This window comes from Butyrivibrio sp. XPD2002 (assembly GCF_000423945.1).
In the GTDB taxonomy this organism is placed as follows: domain Bacteria; phylum Bacillota; class Clostridia; order Lachnospirales; family Lachnospiraceae; genus Butyrivibrio.
In genome coordinates, this window is sequence record NZ_AUIY01000001.1 from 411469 (window position 1) to 429119 (window position 17651).

The following is a 17651-nucleotide window of genomic DNA, read 5'->3' on the forward strand; positions in this document are numbered from 1 at the left end:
CTATTTCCTCTCGTTTTGTACTAACATGTTTGAAAGATAAATCTGACCGGCGCTTATTCCGCCGTCATTTGTAGGTAAAATGCGGTTATAGTATACCACAAATCCTTCGTTTTTTAAGAGCCTGTCACATAGATATAAAAGCACCCTGTTGGCAAATACTCCGCCTGAAAAGCATATACTATTAAGTCCGCTCTTTTCTCTTAAGCTTATCGCCATAGTTTTTACTGTATCAGCTATAGCCTTGTGGAAAGCGTAGGCTTGCTTCCCTATGTCTTCCATTTCTCTTAAATCCATGAGAGCTTTTAGCATTCCGGAAGTATCTATCTGCTTAAGCTCATTACCATCTTTGTCTTTTGCGTCAATTATATTTAGAGGTAATACGGGCTCATTATTTTCAGATAATGCCCTTTCAATGTATTCAGAGTAAAGATGCTCTTTACAATCGTCAAAGGCATATCTACTCTCTAAGTATTCTTCAGCTGAATTCTGAAGCTTAATTGCACATTCACCCTCATAGGAATTGTATGAACAGATTCCCAATATGCAGCTTACTGCATCAAAAAGTCTTCCCATTCCTGAATTAGGAAAAGCATTTATGTTATTGGCAAGTGCTGCTTTTATAAGGGTAAGCTCCGAATCTGCAAGGTTCTTAAGAGAAACCTCCAGTCCTGAGTCGATAAGGTGACAGGTTGCTGAAATATTGGCATTTTTCATGCCCTCATCCTGGCCCACAAGTCTTACAGGCTTAAGGGAGCCTTCTCTTGAAAATTCTCCGCCTCTGCATATCAAAAATTCGCTGCCCCAGATAGTTCCGTCTGTTCCATAGCCTGTTCCGTCAAAGGATATTCCTATGCATTCTGTTAAGCCATATTCAGCCATTACAGAGCCAATATGAGCATGATGATGCTGAATATTTACAAAGCTTGTATTACCCTTATCCGCGCTATTATAAGCCTCCATAGCTAGTGCTGTGGAGTGATATCCCGGATGCATATCCGAGATTATTATTTTCCTATCTATATCAAGATTATCTGTCCTGAAAATATCATTAAAGTCAACGTATTCTCTCTTCTGGAATTTCAGGGCGCCATAGTCCTCTAAATCTCCCAGGTACTGACTTGTTATGATCCTGTCTCCATATCCAATTGAAAAGGTGTTTTTCAGGTCAGCTCCAAATGCCTCAAATAAAGTCTTTTGATCTAAAGCCTTATCAAGGAATACAGGCAGCGGAACATATCCTCTGGACCTTCTGATAAATCTTGGTTCTTCTTTTCCTTCGGAATTTCTGATAATCTGAAGAACAGAATCATCAAGAGGTCTTAAAATATCCCTCTCATACCAGATGATGCCATCAATCTTATCCCCAAACTTATCCCTGAATACTTCATCAGAGATGATCATGGGCTCACCTGAAATATTGCCACTTGTAACTATAAGTGCGCCTGTCTTCTCGGTAAGGAGCTTATGAACACCACTTGAAGGAAGAAACGCTCCTATCTGTCTTGAATCACCACATACGTTCTCAGCAAAATCGCAGCTGATTTTATCAAGTAGAACTATCGGTCTTGCTGAAGATGTAAGATATTCTTCCTCCATTTTTGAAACCATGCAAAGCTTTTTGATCTCAGAAACCGAGCTGAACATAATAGCAAAGGGCTTTTGCTCTCTTCCCTTTATTTCTCTTAATCTTTGTACACTTTCATGGTTATAGGGATTGCAGGCGAGCTGGTATCCGCCTATCCCCTTAATTCCGACTATTCCACCGTTTTTAATAATATCTGCAGCGCTATCTATATCCAGATCGATCAGCTGTGGTCCGCAGCTATGACATGATATGGTCTGCGCATGCCTTCTTCTTCCCTTTTTGTATTCCTCACTGCACTCAGGGCACATCGAAAAGACGTCCATTGTGGTCGTCTCTCTGTCATAGGGAAGTCTTCGCAAAATGCTGAATCTCGGTCCGCAGGAGGCACAGCTTATAAGTGGATAACCATATCTTCTGTCATTTTCATTATCCATCTCACATAGGCATTCGTCACAAATGCCTATGTCTGGAGGAAATACAGCCAGATATGATTTATCGAAATTTTCACTGCTCTCTACAATACGAAAACCGGAATAGTCCTTTAGACCTTCCGGTTCGTTTCCTTTAAGATATTCCAAAGATACATTTATAACTATGCTTCCGGAGGGCGAGGAGGTTTTAAGCTCATTAACAAACGCGCTTATCCTGTCCTCATCTCCATCTGCAATTATCTCTACAATACCACCAAGATTTTTCACTTCTCCTTTGAGCTCATATTTAGTTGCAAGCTCAGCTACAAACGGTCTGTAACCTATTCCCTGTACAGCCCCCGTAACACGGATTAGTGCATTCATTTATTATTCGTCCTTTTTCTCAGGCTCTGCTGCTTTTGCTGCTGCGGCTGCTACCTGCTGTGCACCTGTAGGAGCTGCATTAGCGGGCTTTGCAGCGGGTGCTGCTCCGGCTGCGGGTGCTGCATTTCCTGCTGCAGCTGCCTTTGCTGCCGCTGCGGCTGCTGCACGCTCTTTTGCTGCCTTCATAAGAGCTTCTTGTGCTGCGATAGCCTTCTCAGACTGCTTAAAGGTCTTTGTAATCTTCTCAGAACCGGGCTCAGTGTAGTGTGTATCCATTGAAAGACACTTCTTAGGACAGTTATCTACACAGCTTCTGCACTGAATGCAGCTCATAGGTCTGATTGACCAGGTCTTTGCATTCTTATCTACAGTGATTGCATGTGTAGGACACTTTATTGAGCAAAGTCCGCAAAGTACACAAACGTCCATATCATTTTGTACATGACCGCGTGTGCGCTCGGGGTAATTCTTAGGTTCAAAAGGATACTTACGAGTCGCAGGCTTTGAGAAAAGGTTTTTAATTACCTGTGTATTAAAATTTATAAGACTCAAATCTTCCTACCTTCTTTCTTGATTACTTAGCGTTCAGTACAACTGATACAAGGATCAATAGTAAGTACGAGAATCGGTACGTCAGCAAGGTCACAACCTGCAAGAACATCAACAAGTGCAGGAATATTAGCAAATGTAGGAGTTCTTACTCTCATACGATCTATGAACTTACTTCCGTTAGCCTTTACATAGTAGAGAGCCTCACCTCTGGGCTGCTCAATTCTAGCCATGTATTCGCCGTTAGGTAACTGGTTGGGCTTAACCGGTATATCAACAGGGCCTGCAGGCATCTTATCAATACACTGACGCATGATATCAATTGCCTGATAAAGCTCTTTAATACGCACTTCTGTACGAGCATAGGAATCGCAGCCTGTGCTGATGATGGGTTCGAACTCGATGTCGCCATAAGCACAGTAGCCTGTTGATCTGATATCTCTTGCAATACCACTTGCACGAAGGAAAGGTCCTGCTGTTCCAAGAAGGTCTGCCTTCTCAGGTGTAAGAATACCAACACCTACAAGACGGTTCTTAACTGCTACGTCATCAAAGAAAGGCTTACTTACGATATCGAGGCCTTCCTTGATGCTGTCGAGTCTCTGACGGAAATCCTTAAGCATATCATCGGGAATATCACGTCTGAGTCCACCGATCTTCATGATTGAAAAGATTACTCGACCGCCTGTTGCAATTTCAAACATATCAAGAATCTCTTCACGAATTCTCCAGCACTCCATGTAAAGTGACTCAAAGCCGAATGCATCGGCAAGAAGTCCAAGCCAGAGCATGTGTGAATGCATTCTGCTGAGCTCTGAAAGCATTGTTCTTAAGTACTTTGCTCTATCCGGAACCTCAAGGTCCATGATATGCTCAACAGCATCACAATATCCAAGTCCATGTCCAAGTGAGCAGATACCGCAAATACGCTCTGCTACATATACCATTTCATGGAAATCTTTTTTATCTACAAGCTTCTCCAGACCACGATGGATAAATCCAATGGAAGGAATAGCCTGAACAACCTTCTCATCCTCAAGTACCAGATCAAGGTGAATGGGCTCCGGCAAAACTGGATGCTGAGGTCCAAAAGGAATTACACTTCTAGTTGACATATGTTCTCCTCTTTCTACAATTGTTATTTCAAGGAAGTGATTACTTAAACGGTGTCTCTATAGCTGTTCTATAGAATGAACCCTTATAGTCAAGACTGATCATCTGAATATCTATTCCGAACAGATCATGCATCTCGTTTTCATAAAGAAAAGCACAAGGGAATACATGGCTGATACTGTTTATAGGCTGATCTTCAGTAAGAATAATCTTAACCTGGCAAACCTCAAGTGCCTTGCCAAAGCTGTAAACAAGTTCGTAGCCTTCAGCGGTTCTTGTAGCGCACTGCTGCATAAGATGATAGCCATCGAATTTTAGTCTCTGAGCCTCGTCGATGATTTCTTCCGCCTTAACAATCTTTAAATCCATATTCATCAGGCGTTTCCTCCTTCATCTTTTTTAGGCGCTGCAGTCGCTGTAGCTGCAGGTGCAGGATTAGCTGCTGCAGCAGGTGCTGCGGGCTTGGGAGCGGGCTTTGCAGTCTGAGCAATCTTAGCCTCAGCCTGCTCACGAAGTGCTTCCTCTGTAAGTACTGCATCGTACTGAGTTGCAGGATCATAATCCTCAGCCTTCATACGTACTGCAATCTTACTGTAATCAACTGTGCAGTAGCCCTGCTTCATTGATTCCTTAACCTTTACTCTCTTTTCCTCAAGAATAGCAAGTGCCTTAACAACACCATCAATAAGTGCCTCAGGTCTTACAGCACATCCGGGAACATATACATCAACCGGAACAACCTTGTCTGAACCACCAAGGATGTTGTAGCACTCCTTGAAGATACCACCATCGCATGAGCAGATACCGCAGGCAATAACTACCTTCGGATCAGGCATCTGATTATACAGCTGTCTGACAACCGGTGCGGTCTGTGCGTTGATACCACCTGTAAGAAGAAGGATATCAGCATGCTTGGGGTTACCTGTATTTATAATTCCGAATCTCTCTACATCATAAAGAGGAGTCATTGTTGCAAGAACCTCAATATCACATCCGTTGCAACTGGATCCATCATAATGTAATACCCAGGGTGATTTTGAAATTTTCATAGTTTCTCCTTTTATTTACCAATTACACTTAAGATAAGAAGATTGGTTCCTGCTGTTACAAGGATCACAACCCAGCTTGAAACAAGCATTGCCATGTATTTAACACGAGGAAATACATTATCAATCAGTGTCTCCATAAGATAGAAGATCACACAAGCGATAAGAGCCCAAACGATACTGATAGGATTCTTGTAGATGAAGAACATTGCTACGATACCCATCATAAGTACTTCGTCATACCACTCTGCTATCTCGTAAAACGCAAGGTTTGTACCAGAGATATCAGATGTAAGACCCTTAACCATCTCCTGGTGTGCGTGATGTGATGTACTCATGTCAAAAGGAGATTTTCTGAATTTAATTGTAAGGATGAATAAAAATCCAATAAGCATACCGGGAATCTTGCAGATTGCAGGGTTAGCTGCCTGTACAAGGTCATTAACCATGAAGCTTCCGTTTGCCTCGTAGAAGCCGATAGCAACAAGAAGAATCATAGGCTCATAACACATCATCTGTAAGAGCTCACGGTTTGCACCAAGTGCACTGTAAGGTCCGTTGGTTGAATAAGCAGCAAGTACCATCATAACCTCTGACATAGACAGAGCGAAGAATACAAGCAGCATATCGCCACCGGCAAAGAAAAGCGCACCTGTGAAAATTGTAAATATTGTGTAAGCGATTACAAAGAGAACCTGGATACTGTTAACAACAGTCGTCTGCTTTGCAAGAAGCTTGTACACATCATAAAACGGCTGAAGAAGCGGCGGTCCCTGTCTTCTCTGCATACGAGCAGAAACAACACGGTCGATACCTTCCATCAGGCCTCCGATAATCGGAGCAAGTAAAATATAAAGAACTACTTTAATAATTATCGCTGTCATCAGAAAGCACCTCCGCATACAATAATCAGCATTACGATCACGATAATCGCAGAGATCACAATACTGGGTGCAAGAAGTTTATCCTCGCCGAAATAATCTGTCATGTACCAGTTGGACATGTAGAGAGGTCTCTCCTTACCAAATGAATCGATAAAGTGACGGTCATCTCCAGCATTAACACCGGCTACGTATGACATTGTCATCTTACTATTCTTACCGATAGCAAGTATTCTGCTTCCGATTGGAATAGCAAATATCATAGCTACCATGATCATCATGATGATGACATCGGAACCACCAATTACATTCGGAATGTTCTTGTGGAATGCCTCGTTAAGGATAGGCTGTACCATGATGTCTGACATCTTAGGGAATGCAAAGCACATTACAATGATCATGCATGTAAGAGGTACAAGTGAAATCATCTCACTCTTGGGAGTGATGTCCTCAAGCTCATATGACTGATGGATTACAGTACAGATCTTTCCAAGCCATTTTGCCCAGTAGAAAAGTGTTGAACCTGAACCAAATACAAGGAAAAGAACAAGCCATACTGAATTTGAATCAACGAAGGACTTAAGTGCTGCCCACTTTGATACAAGCATTCCAAAAGGAGCCATGAACATACCGCAAATACCAATGATCATGATAAATGCAAGCTTGGGAAGCTTGATGATAAGACCATGCATATCCTCAACATCTCTGCTGTGCATGCAGTTCTCAATATCACCGACTGTCTGGAACAGAAGTGACTTGGAAACAGCGTGGAAAAGAATGAGCATTGTTGCTGCCCATACACCCTCTGTTGTACCTGTTCCTGCGCAGGCTGTGATAAGACCAAGGTTTGAAATTGTTGAATAAGCAAGCACCTTTTTACCATCACTAACAGTGATTGCAAGAAGTGATGCTGCGAAGAATGTAAATCCTCCGATAACGGTGATCATAATTCCTGTGAACTGTCCCTTGAACATAGGAGACAATCTTATAAGCATGTACACACCGATCTTAACCATGGTTGCTGAGTGAAGAAGTGCACTACTGGGAGTAGGCGCAACCATCGCTCCAAGAAGCCATCTTGAGAACGGGAACTGAGCGCTCTTGGTAAGAGCTGCAAAAGCAATCAGTGTAACAGGAATCATAATAAGCTTGTTCTGTCTGGGAACAATTGCTGTGAGCTGGCTAAGGTTGGAAATCTTGAAGAAAAGATTGCCATAAAGAAGCGCAGCTGCAAATCCGCATCCTCCGAGAAGGTTCATCCAAAGAGCTCTGAAGCTGTTGTTAATTGCCTCTTCTGTTCTTGTGTACCCTATAAGAAGGAATGAGCAGACGCTGGTAATCTCCCAGAAGAAATAAATCCAGCCGAGATTATCAGAAACAATAAGACCAAACATAGCTCCAATGAACACAAAGAGAAGTGCCAGGAAATAGTTTGATCTGTCCTCAACATCAGTGTGATGATTGTGGTAGTCCTTCATGTAGCCGACTGCATAAATGCAGATAAGGATACCAACTATACCAACGATAAGGATCATTACCGCAGAAAGGAAATCCACTCTTAAATGAGCATTGCCTTCAACGGCATAGCCTGAGAGATCCATAACAAGAACAGGAATTGTTCCTATCATGGACAAAAGTATCGCGTAATATTTTTTATACTTAATACTCAGGAAAATTACGACACACATAAGAAGGATCTCTCCTCCCATTATTATATGGTCGTGGGGAGCAGTCGCAGTCAGATAAGTATTGTGAGTAGTTCCCTTCATAGAAAGGACTCTGATACCAACCATGATAGCAGTAGCCATAACGCTGAAGCCACCTACGATTGCAACGAAATTACGCAGTAGTGATGAATTCCTTATGCAGAACATGAGAACTGCAATTACAAAAGGAAAAAGAATAAGGAAACTCACTGCTTTAAGAATTGAAATAGTCAAGGAATCTCCACCCCTTTCAGGATAAATTTATTAGGCAAACTAATTGTATAAAATACACAAAAGACGCCTTACATATACTACCACAAAATGTTTTAATTTTCATAAAAAATTGTTATAAAAAAAACAAATTATTTATAAAAATTTTATCGCACATTATCTATTACCATATACAGTAATCTGTAAAGCTCTTTTGCATCTTTTTCAGAGAGTTTTACACAGCTTCCAATCTTTGCCGGAATCTCTTTTGCCTTTTCCTTAAGAGCCTCTCCTTCCTTGGTTATGGAGACAAGAAGATTTCTCTCATCAGACTTAGATCTTGTACGCTTCAAATATCCCTTGCTCTCAAGTTTCTTAAGAACAGGAGTAAGCGTACCTGAATCAAGGTAAAGATACTCTCCAAGTGTCTTTACGTTCATCTCCTTCTTCTCCCATAAAACCATCATAGTGATGTACTGGGTGTATGTGAGATCCACTTTATCAAGAAAAGGCTTATACGCCCTTATGATCTCCTTTGAACACGCATAAAGCGGAAAGCACAGCTGATTCTCCAATTTTAATGAATCATAATTATCACAACCCATATTTCCCTCCTAGATCATATTAAAAATAAATATAACTTATAAATTGTACACAATAATACTACATTATGTATAATATCACAAAATAAGATTATTTCAATGATTTTAATAAATATATAATCAAAATTTAAATGTTTTATCCCAAATTAAAAGGATGCTCACGCATCCTTTCATTATTACTCTTTAATTGTATGCTTCATATTGCGAATCGGAATATTCGCGTAAAGCGCAGGAACACTCTTATTGTCCGTGTCAGCGCCCTCTGTATCCATCTGTGTAAACTTGATATCAAGACCTGCCTGATCAACCTCAACATACTTTGAAAGCACCTCAAGTATGTCGTTTTTGATTCGTTCCATTATTTCAGGATTACAGCTCTGTCTGTCTGAAACAAGTACAAGCTTAAGACGGTCCTTGGCTGCCTGACTAGAGGACTTTTTCTTAAAAATATCAGTCAGTTTCATGGCATTTCCCCCTTATCACCTACGAAATACGTTTGCGATAGCTGCGAAAAAGCCCTTTTTGTCCTCGAGATTGAGGAAAGGAACTGATTCACCAAGTATTCTGCGGCAAATGTTCATGTACGCCTGTCCTGCAAGTGAGCTGTCTCCAGCGAGCGGCTCACCATTATTAGTTGCTATTACAATGCTCTCATCATCAGGTACTACACCTAATAGCTCAACTGCAAGGATATCGATTACATCCTCAGCGCTCATCATATCTCCGCGCTTTACCATATCTGGACGAAGTCTGTTAACTATAAGCTGAGTCTTGCCAATCTCATTAGCTTCAAGAAGTCCGATAATTCTGTCAGCATCACGAACTGCAGAAACCTCAGGAGTTGTTACAACTATAGCTCTCTCAGCACCGGCAATAGCATTCTTAAATCCCTGTTCAATACCGGCAGGGCAATCCATGATTACATAGTCGAATTCCTGCTTGAGTTCATCTGCCAGCTTCTTCATCTGGTCAGGAGTTACACTGGTCTTATCCTTAGTCTGAGCAGCAGGTAAAAGGAAGAGTGAATCAAATCGCTTATCTCTTATCATAGCCTGCTTAACCTTGCAGCTCCCCTCAACTACATCTACAAGATTGTATACGATGCGGTTCTCAAGTCCCATAACCACATCAAGATTTCTAAGGCCTATATCGGTGTCGATCAAAACTACCTTTTTGTTAAGCTTAGCAAGGCCTGTTCCGATATTAGCCGTAGTTGTTGTTTTTCCGACTCCGCCTTTGCCGGAAGTTACTACTATTACTTCTCCCATTCTATCCTCCGTAATTTTTTTATAGAAAAACTCTTGCCTTTTTTCTATACAAATCGATTATCGCGCAAAAATGCTGCGCCGTAAACATCTTTTACAATATGACCATTCAAAATATATGCGACTTCAGTGCTTTTTTCCTTCTGAGTTTTAATAAATTTCCTGGTCTTTATCCTTGGTCCCTCATCAGAATCAGGTGAGATGGCTATTGTATTTGCTATCCTAACCTGCAAGGGATTAAATTCAAGTGCCATTACAAAAGCTGTCTCATCACCGGTAGCTCCGGCATAAGCGCTTCCTCGTAATGATCCCATTACAAATATACTTCCATCTGATGTGATTGAAGCACCCGGTTTAATATCTCCAAGTACAATAACACTTTTATCATATGTGACAGATTGCCCTGATCTCAGATTACCTGTATAAATTGCAGCCTGATCCTTGGCAGCCTGGATATTATCTTCGTTTATTATTTCTTCTTCAGTTTCATCACTTACCTGCTTTTTTTCCTCAACCGGTGTTTCAGGCTGTTTTACATAGCTGGCAAAAATCCTGTCTGTTACAGGATCCTCTCTCAGCACACAGGTAACGTTAATATCACAATTGTCAGAAATAGCTTTGAGTATCTCATTTTCCTCTTTATCATAAAGAATTCTGCCTCTGATTATCATCCCCATAGAGGCTTTACCCAGAAATGAGCGTGATTCCCGAAACTTTTCCGCAACCTCGGCAATAAGGAGGTCAAATGAAATCTTCGGATCCAATTCTAGAATAATTCCGGTACCGGTTCCCTTAAGATTAACCAATCCCATTCGTTACTATTCCTCCAAACAAAACTTTACGATGTATTAAGATAAAATACCCCTGCCGTAATGACTACGGCAAGGGCAATCTCATTATAATTATTCTCAAGAATTAAGCGAGATTACTGCATACCTGCCTGCTTAGCAACCTCTTCTGCAAAGTTCTCTTCTCTCTTCTCGATGCCTTCACCTGTCTCGAAACGAACAAAACGCTTGATAGAAAGGTTTGCACCATTCTCCTTAGCAACCTGTGCAACGTACTGAGCAACAGTCTGCTTACCATCTTCAGCCTTAACGAATACCTGCTGATTAAGGCAGATCTCCTTAAGTTCCTTCTGAAGACGACCCTCAAGCATCTTTTCGATGATCTGCTGAGGCTTTCTCTTTCCTTCAGGAAGCTCCTCGTTCTCCTTTGTAGCCTGAGCAAGAAGGATCTCCTTCTCGTGGTTTCTGAACTCCTCAGAAACATCGTTCATATCAACATACTTAGGATAAAGAGCTGCAATCTGCATTGCGATGTTCTTGATAGCGTCCTTGATGTTATCGTTAACAACATCTGTTGTAGCCTCAACAAGAACTGAAATTCTTCCACCACCGTGAACGTAAGGAACTACGATACCGTCTGTAGCCTCAATCTTCTCGAAACGACGAATGCTGATTTTCTCAGAGATAACTGCTGTGATCTCTACAAGAGCTTCTGAAACTGTCTTAGAAGCATCAAGATTCCACTTCTCAGCCATGAAGCTATCCATATCCTTAGCATCAGACTCAACAGCCTGCTTAGCAACTGCCTCTACGAATTCCTGGAACTGCTCGTTCTTAGCAACGAAGTCAGTCTCTGAGTTAACCTCAACAACTGCTGCTGTCTTGTCATCCTTAACAGCGATTCTTGTAAGACCTTCAGCTGCGATTCTGCTAGCCTTCTTCTCAGCCTTAGCCTGTCCATTCTTTCTAAGAAACTCTACTGCTGCATCCATATCACCGTTGGTCTCTGTAAGTGCCTTCTTGCACTCCATCATACCAGCGCCTGTAGATTCACGTAACTCTTTAACCATTGCTGCTGTGATAGCCATGTGTATTAATCCTCCGATTTAATTATTTTTATATACGAATTATTCCTCTGTAGCCTCAGCTGCCTCTTCCTCAGCTGCAGCATCAGATGTAAGGTTCTCTGCACCCTGATTAGCCTCGATAACAGCGTCAGCCATCTTACCAACAAGAAGCTTTACTGCACGGATAGCATCATCGTTACCAGGAATGATGAAGTCAAGCTCGTCGGGATCGCAGTTTGTATCGCCGATACCGATAAGTGTAATTCCAAGTGCCTCTGCTTCCTGAATGCAGATTCTTTCCTTCTTAGGATCTACTACAAAGATAGCGTCAGGGATTCTCTTCATATCGCGGATTCCGCCAAGAACCTTGTCAAGCTTCTCGTATTCCTTCTTGAGCTGTGCAACTTCCTTCTTGGGAAGAACATCAAAAGTACCATCTTCCTGCATCTTCTCAAGCTTCTTAAGACGCTCGATTCTACTCTGGATTGTGCGGAAGTTTGTAAGCATACCACCAAGCCATCTCTCGTTTACATAGTACATACCGCAACGCTCAGCCTCAGACTTAACTGCGTCCTGTGCCTGCTTCTTAGTACCAACAAAAAGAACTGTACCACCCTGTGATGCGATCTCAAATACTGCCTTGTAAGCCTCGTCAACCTTAACAACTGACTTCTGAAGATCGATGATGTGGATACCATTTCTCTCTGTGAAGATGTAAGGAGCCATCTTAGGGTTCCATCTTCTTGTCTGGTGTCCGAAGTGTACACCTGCCTCAAGTAACTGTTTCATAGATACAACGCTCATGTTATTACCTCCATTTGGTTAATTCTTCCGTACATCTTTGCTTTTTGACCCGAAGGGGCGTTATTTCCTTCGGAAAGCTATCACCCTATCCACCCTGGACACCGGATGAAATCTGGATATACGTGTTTATTTGTTACTCTGTGCGCTAAAAATGGGCATAATAAAAGCCCAAATGCTCACAGCTTCATTAGAATACCATGATTTTGGGCTTTTGACAAGATTTTTTTATTTTGTAATTATGGAAGCAATTTCCTCAAAAGATGCTCCTCTGGGTATCTGCTTAGTACCGGAACGGATCTTTCTGTCCTGTCCGCTGCTTACAAGGTATTTATTAAAGGCTACGCCGTCATCTATAACCCCTGATTCTCTAAGAATTCTTGCGCAGGTATCCGATTCGCTTCCACTGGGAAGAACTACGACCACATAGTTAACATCTGATGAGCCTTCTGTAGTTGCAGGCTTTGCAGCTTCTGCTTCAGCCGGTTTACTTTCAGTTGTATCAGCGGTACTGCTTGCTGCATTTGCAGCAGCTGATGCATCCGGAACTGTCTCATTTGAGGTGTTATTCTCTATAGTAGTTTTTTCTTCCTTTTTCTCAGTCTCTTCTACTTTTGCTTCTGACTTTTCTGTTGCTGCGTCTTCCTGTTTTCCTTCTGCTTCGATAACGTCTGTCGAAGCATTTTCAGCGGCAGCATTTGAAGCGAGCTTAACATCTTCTTCGGATTCAATGCTTTCGCTGTTTTCTCCAGCCTGCTCATTTTCTTTCGCCGCTTCATCCACCTCAGGAACTGATTCACCTGTTTGAGACTCCCCTTGGTTGACTTCTTCAGATACTTCTTCTCCCGCTTTATCCACTTTCTGATCGGATGCAGTGTCATCTGTCCCCTCCGGAATTTTGGTTGCTTCAGATAAACTAGATAAAGTACTCTCTGCCTCTACCATACCGAGCTGCTTTGCTCTTTTTATTACTTCCTCATCGCTCATCCTTGATGTGCCTCTGCCAAGGACAACTCCCATTATAACGGCGGTAAGGACAACTCCAACTCCAAGTCCGCGTAAATAATATTTCAGCTTCATAATATTTATGTATTCCCCCAACCCCGTCTATTACATTATTGAAGTACGGTTTTTCTTATGCTGTTTTCCTGCAAGATCGATAACAAGCTTTACTTCGCCGATACCAAGTCTGAGCTCTCTTGCAATGACAACAGCGGATTTACCTGCCTTATGCATTTCCAGAATCTTCTGATTTCTTGATACAGGATCAGATGCTGTCTCTTCGTCTTTCTCAGGCTCTGCTGCTTTCTTTCTTGAAGCATCGGCGATTGAAACCACCTTTGCAGGCTTTTCTTCATACTCAGCTGTATTATCTGCATAAACTGGATTCTGAATTTCATTCTGTTCAGGAAGAACAGCGTTCTCTGTAACTTCCTCAGTAATCTCATCAAGGAAATCATCCTCATCTGAATCCGGCCAGTACTGTGTATGAAGTTCGAAGGAATCTTCCTCTTCAGGAACAAATTCCTCTGTCTCAAAATTATCTGCGGGCTGCTCTGAACGAATGATCTTATTCTTAGTCTTCTCTGCAGCTGCTGCATCTGCTCTGTCAAGAATATCTGCAAGAGCTGAAAACTCGGGTGTAACTACATTGGGATTATCTGCAAGCTCTGCCTGTCTTCTGGCCTGCTCTTCAAGAGCCGCCTGTCTCCTGGCCTCTGTCTCAAGCTCTGCCTGTCTCTTAGCTTCTGCTTCAAGTGCAGCCTTTCTTCTGGCCTCTGCCTCAAGCTCTGCCTTCCTCTTGGCCTCAGCTTCAAGCTCTGCAAGTCTTCTGGCTTCAGCCTCACGCTGCGCCTTTTTTCTTGCTTCCTCTTCGAGCTTTGCCTGTCTCTTAGCCTCAGCCTCGAGCTCAGCCTGTCTTTTAGCTTCTTCCTCAAGCTCAGCCTGCCTCTTAGCCTCAGCCTCTTTTACCTCTTTGGCAGCACGATTAGCCTCAGAAACTGTGTTTTTGAGGTTCTTGTGCTTGTCATTTAGCATATCGTACATAAAAACTACTTCATCATGATTTTTATGGATATCATTCATGACAGTATCTGAATACTCACTAATGGCAGACATCTTCTCATTAGTAACACGGTCCATTGCACGCTCAGCCTTATTAATAGCTTCCTCCATGCAATCATCAAGCATCTCGTCAATCTTACCCTGCGAGTTCTTGATAGCCCTTGAAACCATGTCATTAATCTTCCGATCTGCACCATCAAAGTCAAATTCGGAAGATTCTTTGCCATTCGGTATCAGATACCCTAATATAACCGCCAGGATTCCGGCAGCGATTAAAATTATTTCCGTAACACTTATCATAACATCCCCACTCGAGTTTTGTATCTCCTCCCACAGAGAAATACATTATCTAGTATTATAAAGTGTTCAGATTTTGAAGTCAAACCCTGAGGAAATATGCATGTCCAGAGGCTTGCCATCAGCACCTATGAGTGTCTCTGTCAAATGCTCTAATTCCTCAGGAGATTTGTACTGTTTTTTACCTTTTCCGCCATTTCCGTGGTACTCGTTTTTTCCCTTTTCCTTGGCGTCGTGCTTTTCATGCTCATTCTGATCAGCATTATCTTTTCTGTTTACAGAATTAGCTTTCTGGTCAACTTCCTTGTCAAATTCTGTCTGAAATACATTCTGATCAGTGAAGACTTTGTTATCTTCATTTTGCTTTAGCTGTGAAAAATCATTTGTCCTTACTACAGACCCCTGAAAATCAATTCTGTTTATTGACATATTTACCTCCCTTCTCCCAATATAACCCCCATTTCTTATATATTATATCGGAGAAAAAGATACCAAAGCTTAGATTGGGCCTGTTTTCACAAGACCATCACGCAGTTCAAACCTGCAGTAGGTTGTCTCAGTTTTAAGTGTGGTCTGCTGATCTCCTATATGGATCGTAATTCCCGGATAAGCAGTACCTTCAACAACGACATAGGCCTCCTTTGAATCAGCAAGCTTTTGCTGTAATTCCGCCATCTCCTTTGAATTCTTCTCAATCTGAGATGTAAGAACCTTATTCATGGTAATGAGCTGCTGTGCCTGTCTTGTCTGCTCAGGTGAAAGCGGATTGCCACTTCTTAACCTCTTTGTAATTGACTCAACGGTAGGCTTGATATTTTCAAGCTTCTTTGTGGACTCTCCCACCGCCTTTTGAAGCTCTCTAAGTCTTACCTTAATGTTGGGATCTGCTCCGACCTCAATAATTGTGGTCGCTCCCATGTCACTTCCAAGGTCTTTAGCCACGATCCTGTCTGTAGCTGTAACTCGTCCGCCTGCGATAAATCCCTTTTTACCGGAAACAGTTATCTCTGTTCCCGATGCAACATTTGAGTGCAGGATGCTCTCGCTGGTAATACTGCCCTTTGCAGTGGCTTTGGCATTCTCGATGAATTTCGTAACGATATTTCCGCCGGCCTTTATTTCGCCCTTACCCATTCCGTTTATGCCGCGTTCAAGAATAATATCATTACTTGCAGTAAGGCTCGCGCCTTCAACAACACCCTTTACCAGAATATTAGCCCCGGCCTTTATGGTAAAACCGGAGGCAACAGTTCCTTTTACTTCAACGCTTCCGTCGTAATTTATATTTCCTGTGGAAACATCTACATTTTCAAACTGAATAACATTACTAACAGTCACCTTACCTTCCTTTAATGTAACGTGACCATCCGTTCCCGAAAACAGTACAAGACCATCATCGGATAAATATGTATTTTTGCCTGCAACGAGCTTCATTGTCTTTACGGGATGAGGATTTAAAATCTCACCGTAAATATTCTGACCGGGATCTCCAGGATCCTCAGGTGTAAGAATGGCAAGCTCGTCTCCCTTTTTTACATGATTGATTATGTTCAGATTAAAATAGTCAACGCTTCCATCCTCACGCATTGCAGGCTTTGCATGAAGATCAGCCTTGAACTGATAATCTATCTTTGCATTGCAACCTTCTCTGGTTTTAGTTCCCCTTGCAACAACAATTTCTGTACAATATTCCCTTGACCTGAAGTAATTAGCGACCGCTTCAGTATCTATTCCAAATGTTATATTTCTGTATGCCAGGTCCTCCAAAAATTCTGTCGGAGTCATATTTTCAGCACCTTCAGATGGTGCATAAAAAAATGCCGAGGCTTCCATACGATCACGAGAAATAGTGAGTCTGTAGCTTTCCCTTTCAGGAAAAGCCGAATTGTCATTAAGTATTACAAGCTCCCCCGTGGCAGTTGAAACAGCCTCGTTTAATATAGCAGGTCTATAACTAATAGATCTTTCCTCGAGGTACTCTTTTACATCATCATATTGTAAAGAAGTTCCGTCTTCATCAGGCGGAAAAATCTTAATTCCTGTTGAGGTGGGCATTGTGATTAGTTGAAAATAACCGTTCATTCATCCCCTCCATGCTAACAATTATCCCAGTGCTGTTAATATACCCATATACTTCCCGAGCTTCTCTCTCATCTTCTGGAGCGCCCTTGTGTGGAGCTGCGAAACTCTGGATTCAGAAACCTCTAATACATTACTTATTTCTTTTAAGGTCAATTCCTCATAGTAATACAAAAGAATTACTTTCTTTTCCTTATCGGTAAGAAGCGCAAGACTCTCAGCGAGCATCTTCTTGAGCTCTTCCTTCTCGATTGCTTCCTCGGGCTTCTCGAAACTGGATGCAAGGTTATTGGTATCCTCAGGAACATCGCTTCCCTGTTCCATAAACTCATTAAGGGAAACCACACCTGTAACCTTCATCTGGTTCTGCCAGTTTGCATACTCGTCATCTGTAATACCGAGCTTAGCTGCAATTTCAGTATCGGTGGCAGGATGTCCCTGCTCCTTTTCTATTTCATGAATTGCAGACTCGATCTTTTTTTGTTTCTGTCTAATGGTCCTGGGAATCCAGTCCATTTTTCTGATCTGATCCAGAATAGCGCCTCTGATTCTTACGCTGGCATAGGTCTCAAATTTGACATCTTTCATGAGGTCAAACTTATCAATCGCATCTATAAGACCAAAAATTCCATAGCCCACAAGATCATCGTACTCAACATTAAAGCCTAAGTACATGGAAAGACGCCCCGCCACAAGCTTAACAAGCGGAGCATATTCTAAGATAAGCTTCTCTCTGAGTTCAGGCGCTTTATTCTTATGATATTCATTCCAAAGCTTACTTCTTCCAGCCTCATCCATAAGCTA

At 42.0% G+C, this 17651-nt stretch carries 18 protein-coding genes; all 18 read right to left on the minus strand.

The window, feature by feature from the left end:
* Entirely contained in the window at positions 1 to 2379 is a 2379-nt protein-coding gene (gene hypF / locus G587_RS0101705; RefSeq protein WP_026490827.1) for a carbamoyltransferase HypF, read from the minus strand.
* 3 nt (positions 2380 to 2382) lie between these two features.
* Positions 2383 to 2931: a 4Fe-4S dicluster domain-containing protein gene (locus G587_RS24935; RefSeq protein ID WP_081673571.1), complete on the minus strand. Its 549-nt coding sequence runs from the start codon at positions 2929 to 2931 to the stop codon at positions 2383 to 2385.
* 26 nt (positions 2932 to 2957) lie between these two features.
* A complete protein-coding gene (locus G587_RS0101715) occupies positions 2958 to 4043 on the minus strand; it encodes a hydrogenase large subunit (protein WP_026490828.1) in 1086 nt (361 codons plus the stop codon).
* A gap of 40 nt (positions 4044 to 4083) precedes the next feature.
* Positions 4084 to 4416, minus strand: a complete 333-nt coding sequence (locus G587_RS0101720; RefSeq protein WP_026490829.1) for an NADH-quinone oxidoreductase subunit C — start codon at positions 4414 to 4416, stop codon at positions 4084 to 4086.
* Positions 4416 to 5090, minus strand: a complete 675-nt coding sequence (locus G587_RS26555; protein ID WP_026490830.1) for an NADH-quinone oxidoreductase subunit B family protein — start codon at positions 5088 to 5090, stop codon at positions 4416 to 4418. Before G587_RS26555 ends, G587_RS0101720 begins: the two co-directional genes overlap by 1 nt.
* An 11-nt stretch (positions 5091 to 5101) precedes the next feature.
* A complete protein-coding gene (locus G587_RS0101730; protein ID WP_026490831.1) occupies positions 5102 to 5971 on the minus strand; it encodes a respiratory chain complex I subunit 1 family protein in 870 nt (289 codons plus the stop codon).
* Positions 5971 to 7908, minus strand: coding sequence for an NADH-quinone oxidoreductase subunit 5 family protein (locus G587_RS0101735; protein ID WP_242830013.1), 1938 nt, complete (start codon positions 7906 to 7908; stop codon positions 5971 to 5973). The genes G587_RS0101730 and G587_RS0101735 overlap by 1 nt, the downstream gene beginning before the upstream one ends.
* Before the next feature lie 143 nt (positions 7909 to 8051).
* Positions 8052 to 8489 carry a MarR family winged helix-turn-helix transcriptional regulator gene (locus G587_RS0101740; RefSeq protein WP_026490833.1) on the minus strand — a complete coding sequence of 146 codons (438 nt, stop codon included), beginning with the start codon at positions 8487 to 8489 and terminating at the stop codon, positions 8052 to 8054.
* Positions 8490 to 8662: 173 nt separating this feature from the next.
* The gene (gene minE / locus G587_RS0101745; RefSeq protein WP_026490834.1) at positions 8663 to 8950 is read right to left on the minus strand and encodes a cell division topological specificity factor MinE; all 288 of its coding nucleotides are present in this window, start codon (positions 8948 to 8950) and stop codon (positions 8663 to 8665) included.
* A gap of 15 nt (positions 8951 to 8965) precedes the next feature.
* The gene (gene minD, locus G587_RS0101750) at positions 8966 to 9754 is read right to left on the minus strand and encodes a septum site-determining protein MinD (RefSeq protein WP_026490835.1); all 789 of its coding nucleotides are present in this window, start codon (positions 9752 to 9754) and stop codon (positions 8966 to 8968) included.
* A 44-nt stretch (positions 9755 to 9798) separates the two neighbouring features.
* Positions 9799 to 10563 (minus strand): septum site-determining protein MinC, encoded by a 765-nt coding sequence (locus tag G587_RS20950; RefSeq protein WP_051200527.1) that lies wholly within the window; start codon positions 10561 to 10563, stop codon positions 9799 to 9801.
* Between the two features lie 113 nt (positions 10564 to 10676).
* Entirely contained in the window at positions 10677 to 11627 is a 951-nt protein-coding gene (gene tsf, locus G587_RS0101760; RefSeq protein ID WP_026490836.1) for a translation elongation factor Ts, read from the minus strand.
* Positions 11628 to 11666: 39 nt separating this feature from the next.
* The gene (gene rpsB, locus G587_RS0101765; protein WP_026490837.1) at positions 11667 to 12410 is read right to left on the minus strand and encodes a 30S ribosomal protein S2; all 744 of its coding nucleotides are present in this window, start codon (positions 12408 to 12410) and stop codon (positions 11667 to 11669) included.
* A gap of 225 nt (positions 12411 to 12635) precedes the next feature.
* The gene (locus tag G587_RS0101770) at positions 12636 to 13487 is read right to left on the minus strand and encodes a hypothetical protein (RefSeq protein ID WP_026490838.1); all 852 of its coding nucleotides are present in this window, start codon (positions 13485 to 13487) and stop codon (positions 12636 to 12638) included.
* Positions 13488 to 13517: 30 nt separating this feature from the next.
* On the minus strand, positions 13518 to 14771 hold the full coding sequence (locus G587_RS24000) for a DUF6115 domain-containing protein (RefSeq protein WP_026490839.1): 1254 nt from the start codon (positions 14769 to 14771) through the stop codon (positions 13518 to 13520).
* A gap of 66 nt (positions 14772 to 14837) precedes the next feature.
* A complete protein-coding gene (locus tag G587_RS0101780; protein ID WP_026490840.1) occupies positions 14838 to 15197 on the minus strand; it encodes a hypothetical protein in 360 nt (119 codons plus the stop codon).
* Positions 15198 to 15266: 69 nt separating this feature from the next.
* A complete protein-coding gene (locus tag G587_RS20960; RefSeq protein ID WP_081679297.1) occupies positions 15267 to 16850 on the minus strand; it encodes a FapA family protein in 1584 nt (527 codons plus the stop codon).
* A gap of 21 nt (positions 16851 to 16871) precedes the next feature.
* Positions 16872 to 17645: a FliA/WhiG family RNA polymerase sigma factor gene (locus G587_RS0101790; protein ID WP_026490841.1), complete on the minus strand. Its 774-nt coding sequence runs from the start codon at positions 17643 to 17645 to the stop codon at positions 16872 to 16874.
* Positions 17646 to 17651: the final 6 nt, after the last annotated feature.

What these genes read in the sequence shown, in the direction of transcription:
- G587_RS20960 (WP_081679297.1), bottom strand. Translation starts at nt 16,850, where the DNA reads ATGAACGGTTATTTTCAACTAATCACAATGCCCACCTCAACAGGAATT.
- G587_RS0101790 (WP_026490841.1), bottom strand. Translation starts at nt 17,645, where the DNA reads ATGGATGAGGCTGGAAGAAGTAAGCTTTGGAATGAATATCATAAGAAT.
- minE (WP_026490834.1), bottom strand. Translation starts at nt 8,950, where the DNA reads ATGAAACTGACTGATATTTTTAAGAAAAAGTCCTCTAGTCAGGCAGCC.
- G587_RS0101720 (WP_026490829.1), bottom strand. Translation starts at nt 4,416, where the DNA reads ATGAATATGGATTTAAAGATTGTTAAGGCGGAAGAAATCATCGACGAG.
- hypF (WP_026490827.1), bottom strand. Translation starts at nt 2,379, where the DNA reads ATGAATGCACTAATCCGTGTTACGGGGGCTGTACAGGGAATAGGTTAC.
- G587_RS0101770 (WP_026490838.1), bottom strand. Translation starts at nt 13,487, where the DNA reads ATGAAGCTGAAATATTATTTACGCGGACTTGGAGTTGGAGTTGTCCTT.
- G587_RS0101740 (WP_026490833.1), bottom strand. Translation starts at nt 8,489, where the DNA reads ATGGGTTGTGATAATTATGATTCATTAAAATTGGAGAATCAGCTGTGC.
- G587_RS26555 (WP_026490830.1), bottom strand. Translation starts at nt 5,090, where the DNA reads ATGAAAATTTCAAAATCACCCTGGGTATTACATTATGATGGATCCAGT.
- tsf (WP_026490836.1), bottom strand. Translation starts at nt 11,627, where the DNA reads ATGGCTATCACAGCAGCAATGGTTAAAGAGTTACGTGAATCTACAGGC.
- G587_RS20950 (WP_051200527.1), bottom strand. Translation starts at nt 10,563, where the DNA reads ATGGGATTGGTTAATCTTAAGGGAACCGGTACCGGAATTATTCTAGAA.
- G587_RS0101730 (WP_026490831.1), bottom strand. Translation starts at nt 5,971, where the DNA reads ATGACAGCGATAATTATTAAAGTAGTTCTTTATATTTTACTTGCTCCG.
- minD (WP_026490835.1), bottom strand. Translation starts at nt 9,754, where the DNA reads ATGGGAGAAGTAATAGTAGTAACTTCCGGCAAAGGCGGAGTCGGAAAA.
- rpsB (WP_026490837.1), bottom strand. Translation starts at nt 12,410, where the DNA reads ATGAGCGTTGTATCTATGAAACAGTTACTTGAGGCAGGTGTACACTTC.
- G587_RS24000 (WP_026490839.1), bottom strand. Translation starts at nt 14,771, where the DNA reads ATGATAAGTGTTACGGAAATAATTTTAATCGCTGCCGGAATCCTGGCG.
- G587_RS0101780 (WP_026490840.1), bottom strand. Translation starts at nt 15,197, where the DNA reads ATGTCAATAAACAGAATTGATTTTCAGGGGTCTGTAGTAAGGACAAAT.
- G587_RS0101715 (WP_026490828.1), bottom strand. Translation starts at nt 4,043, where the DNA reads ATGTCAACTAGAAGTGTAATTCCTTTTGGACCTCAGCATCCAGTTTTG.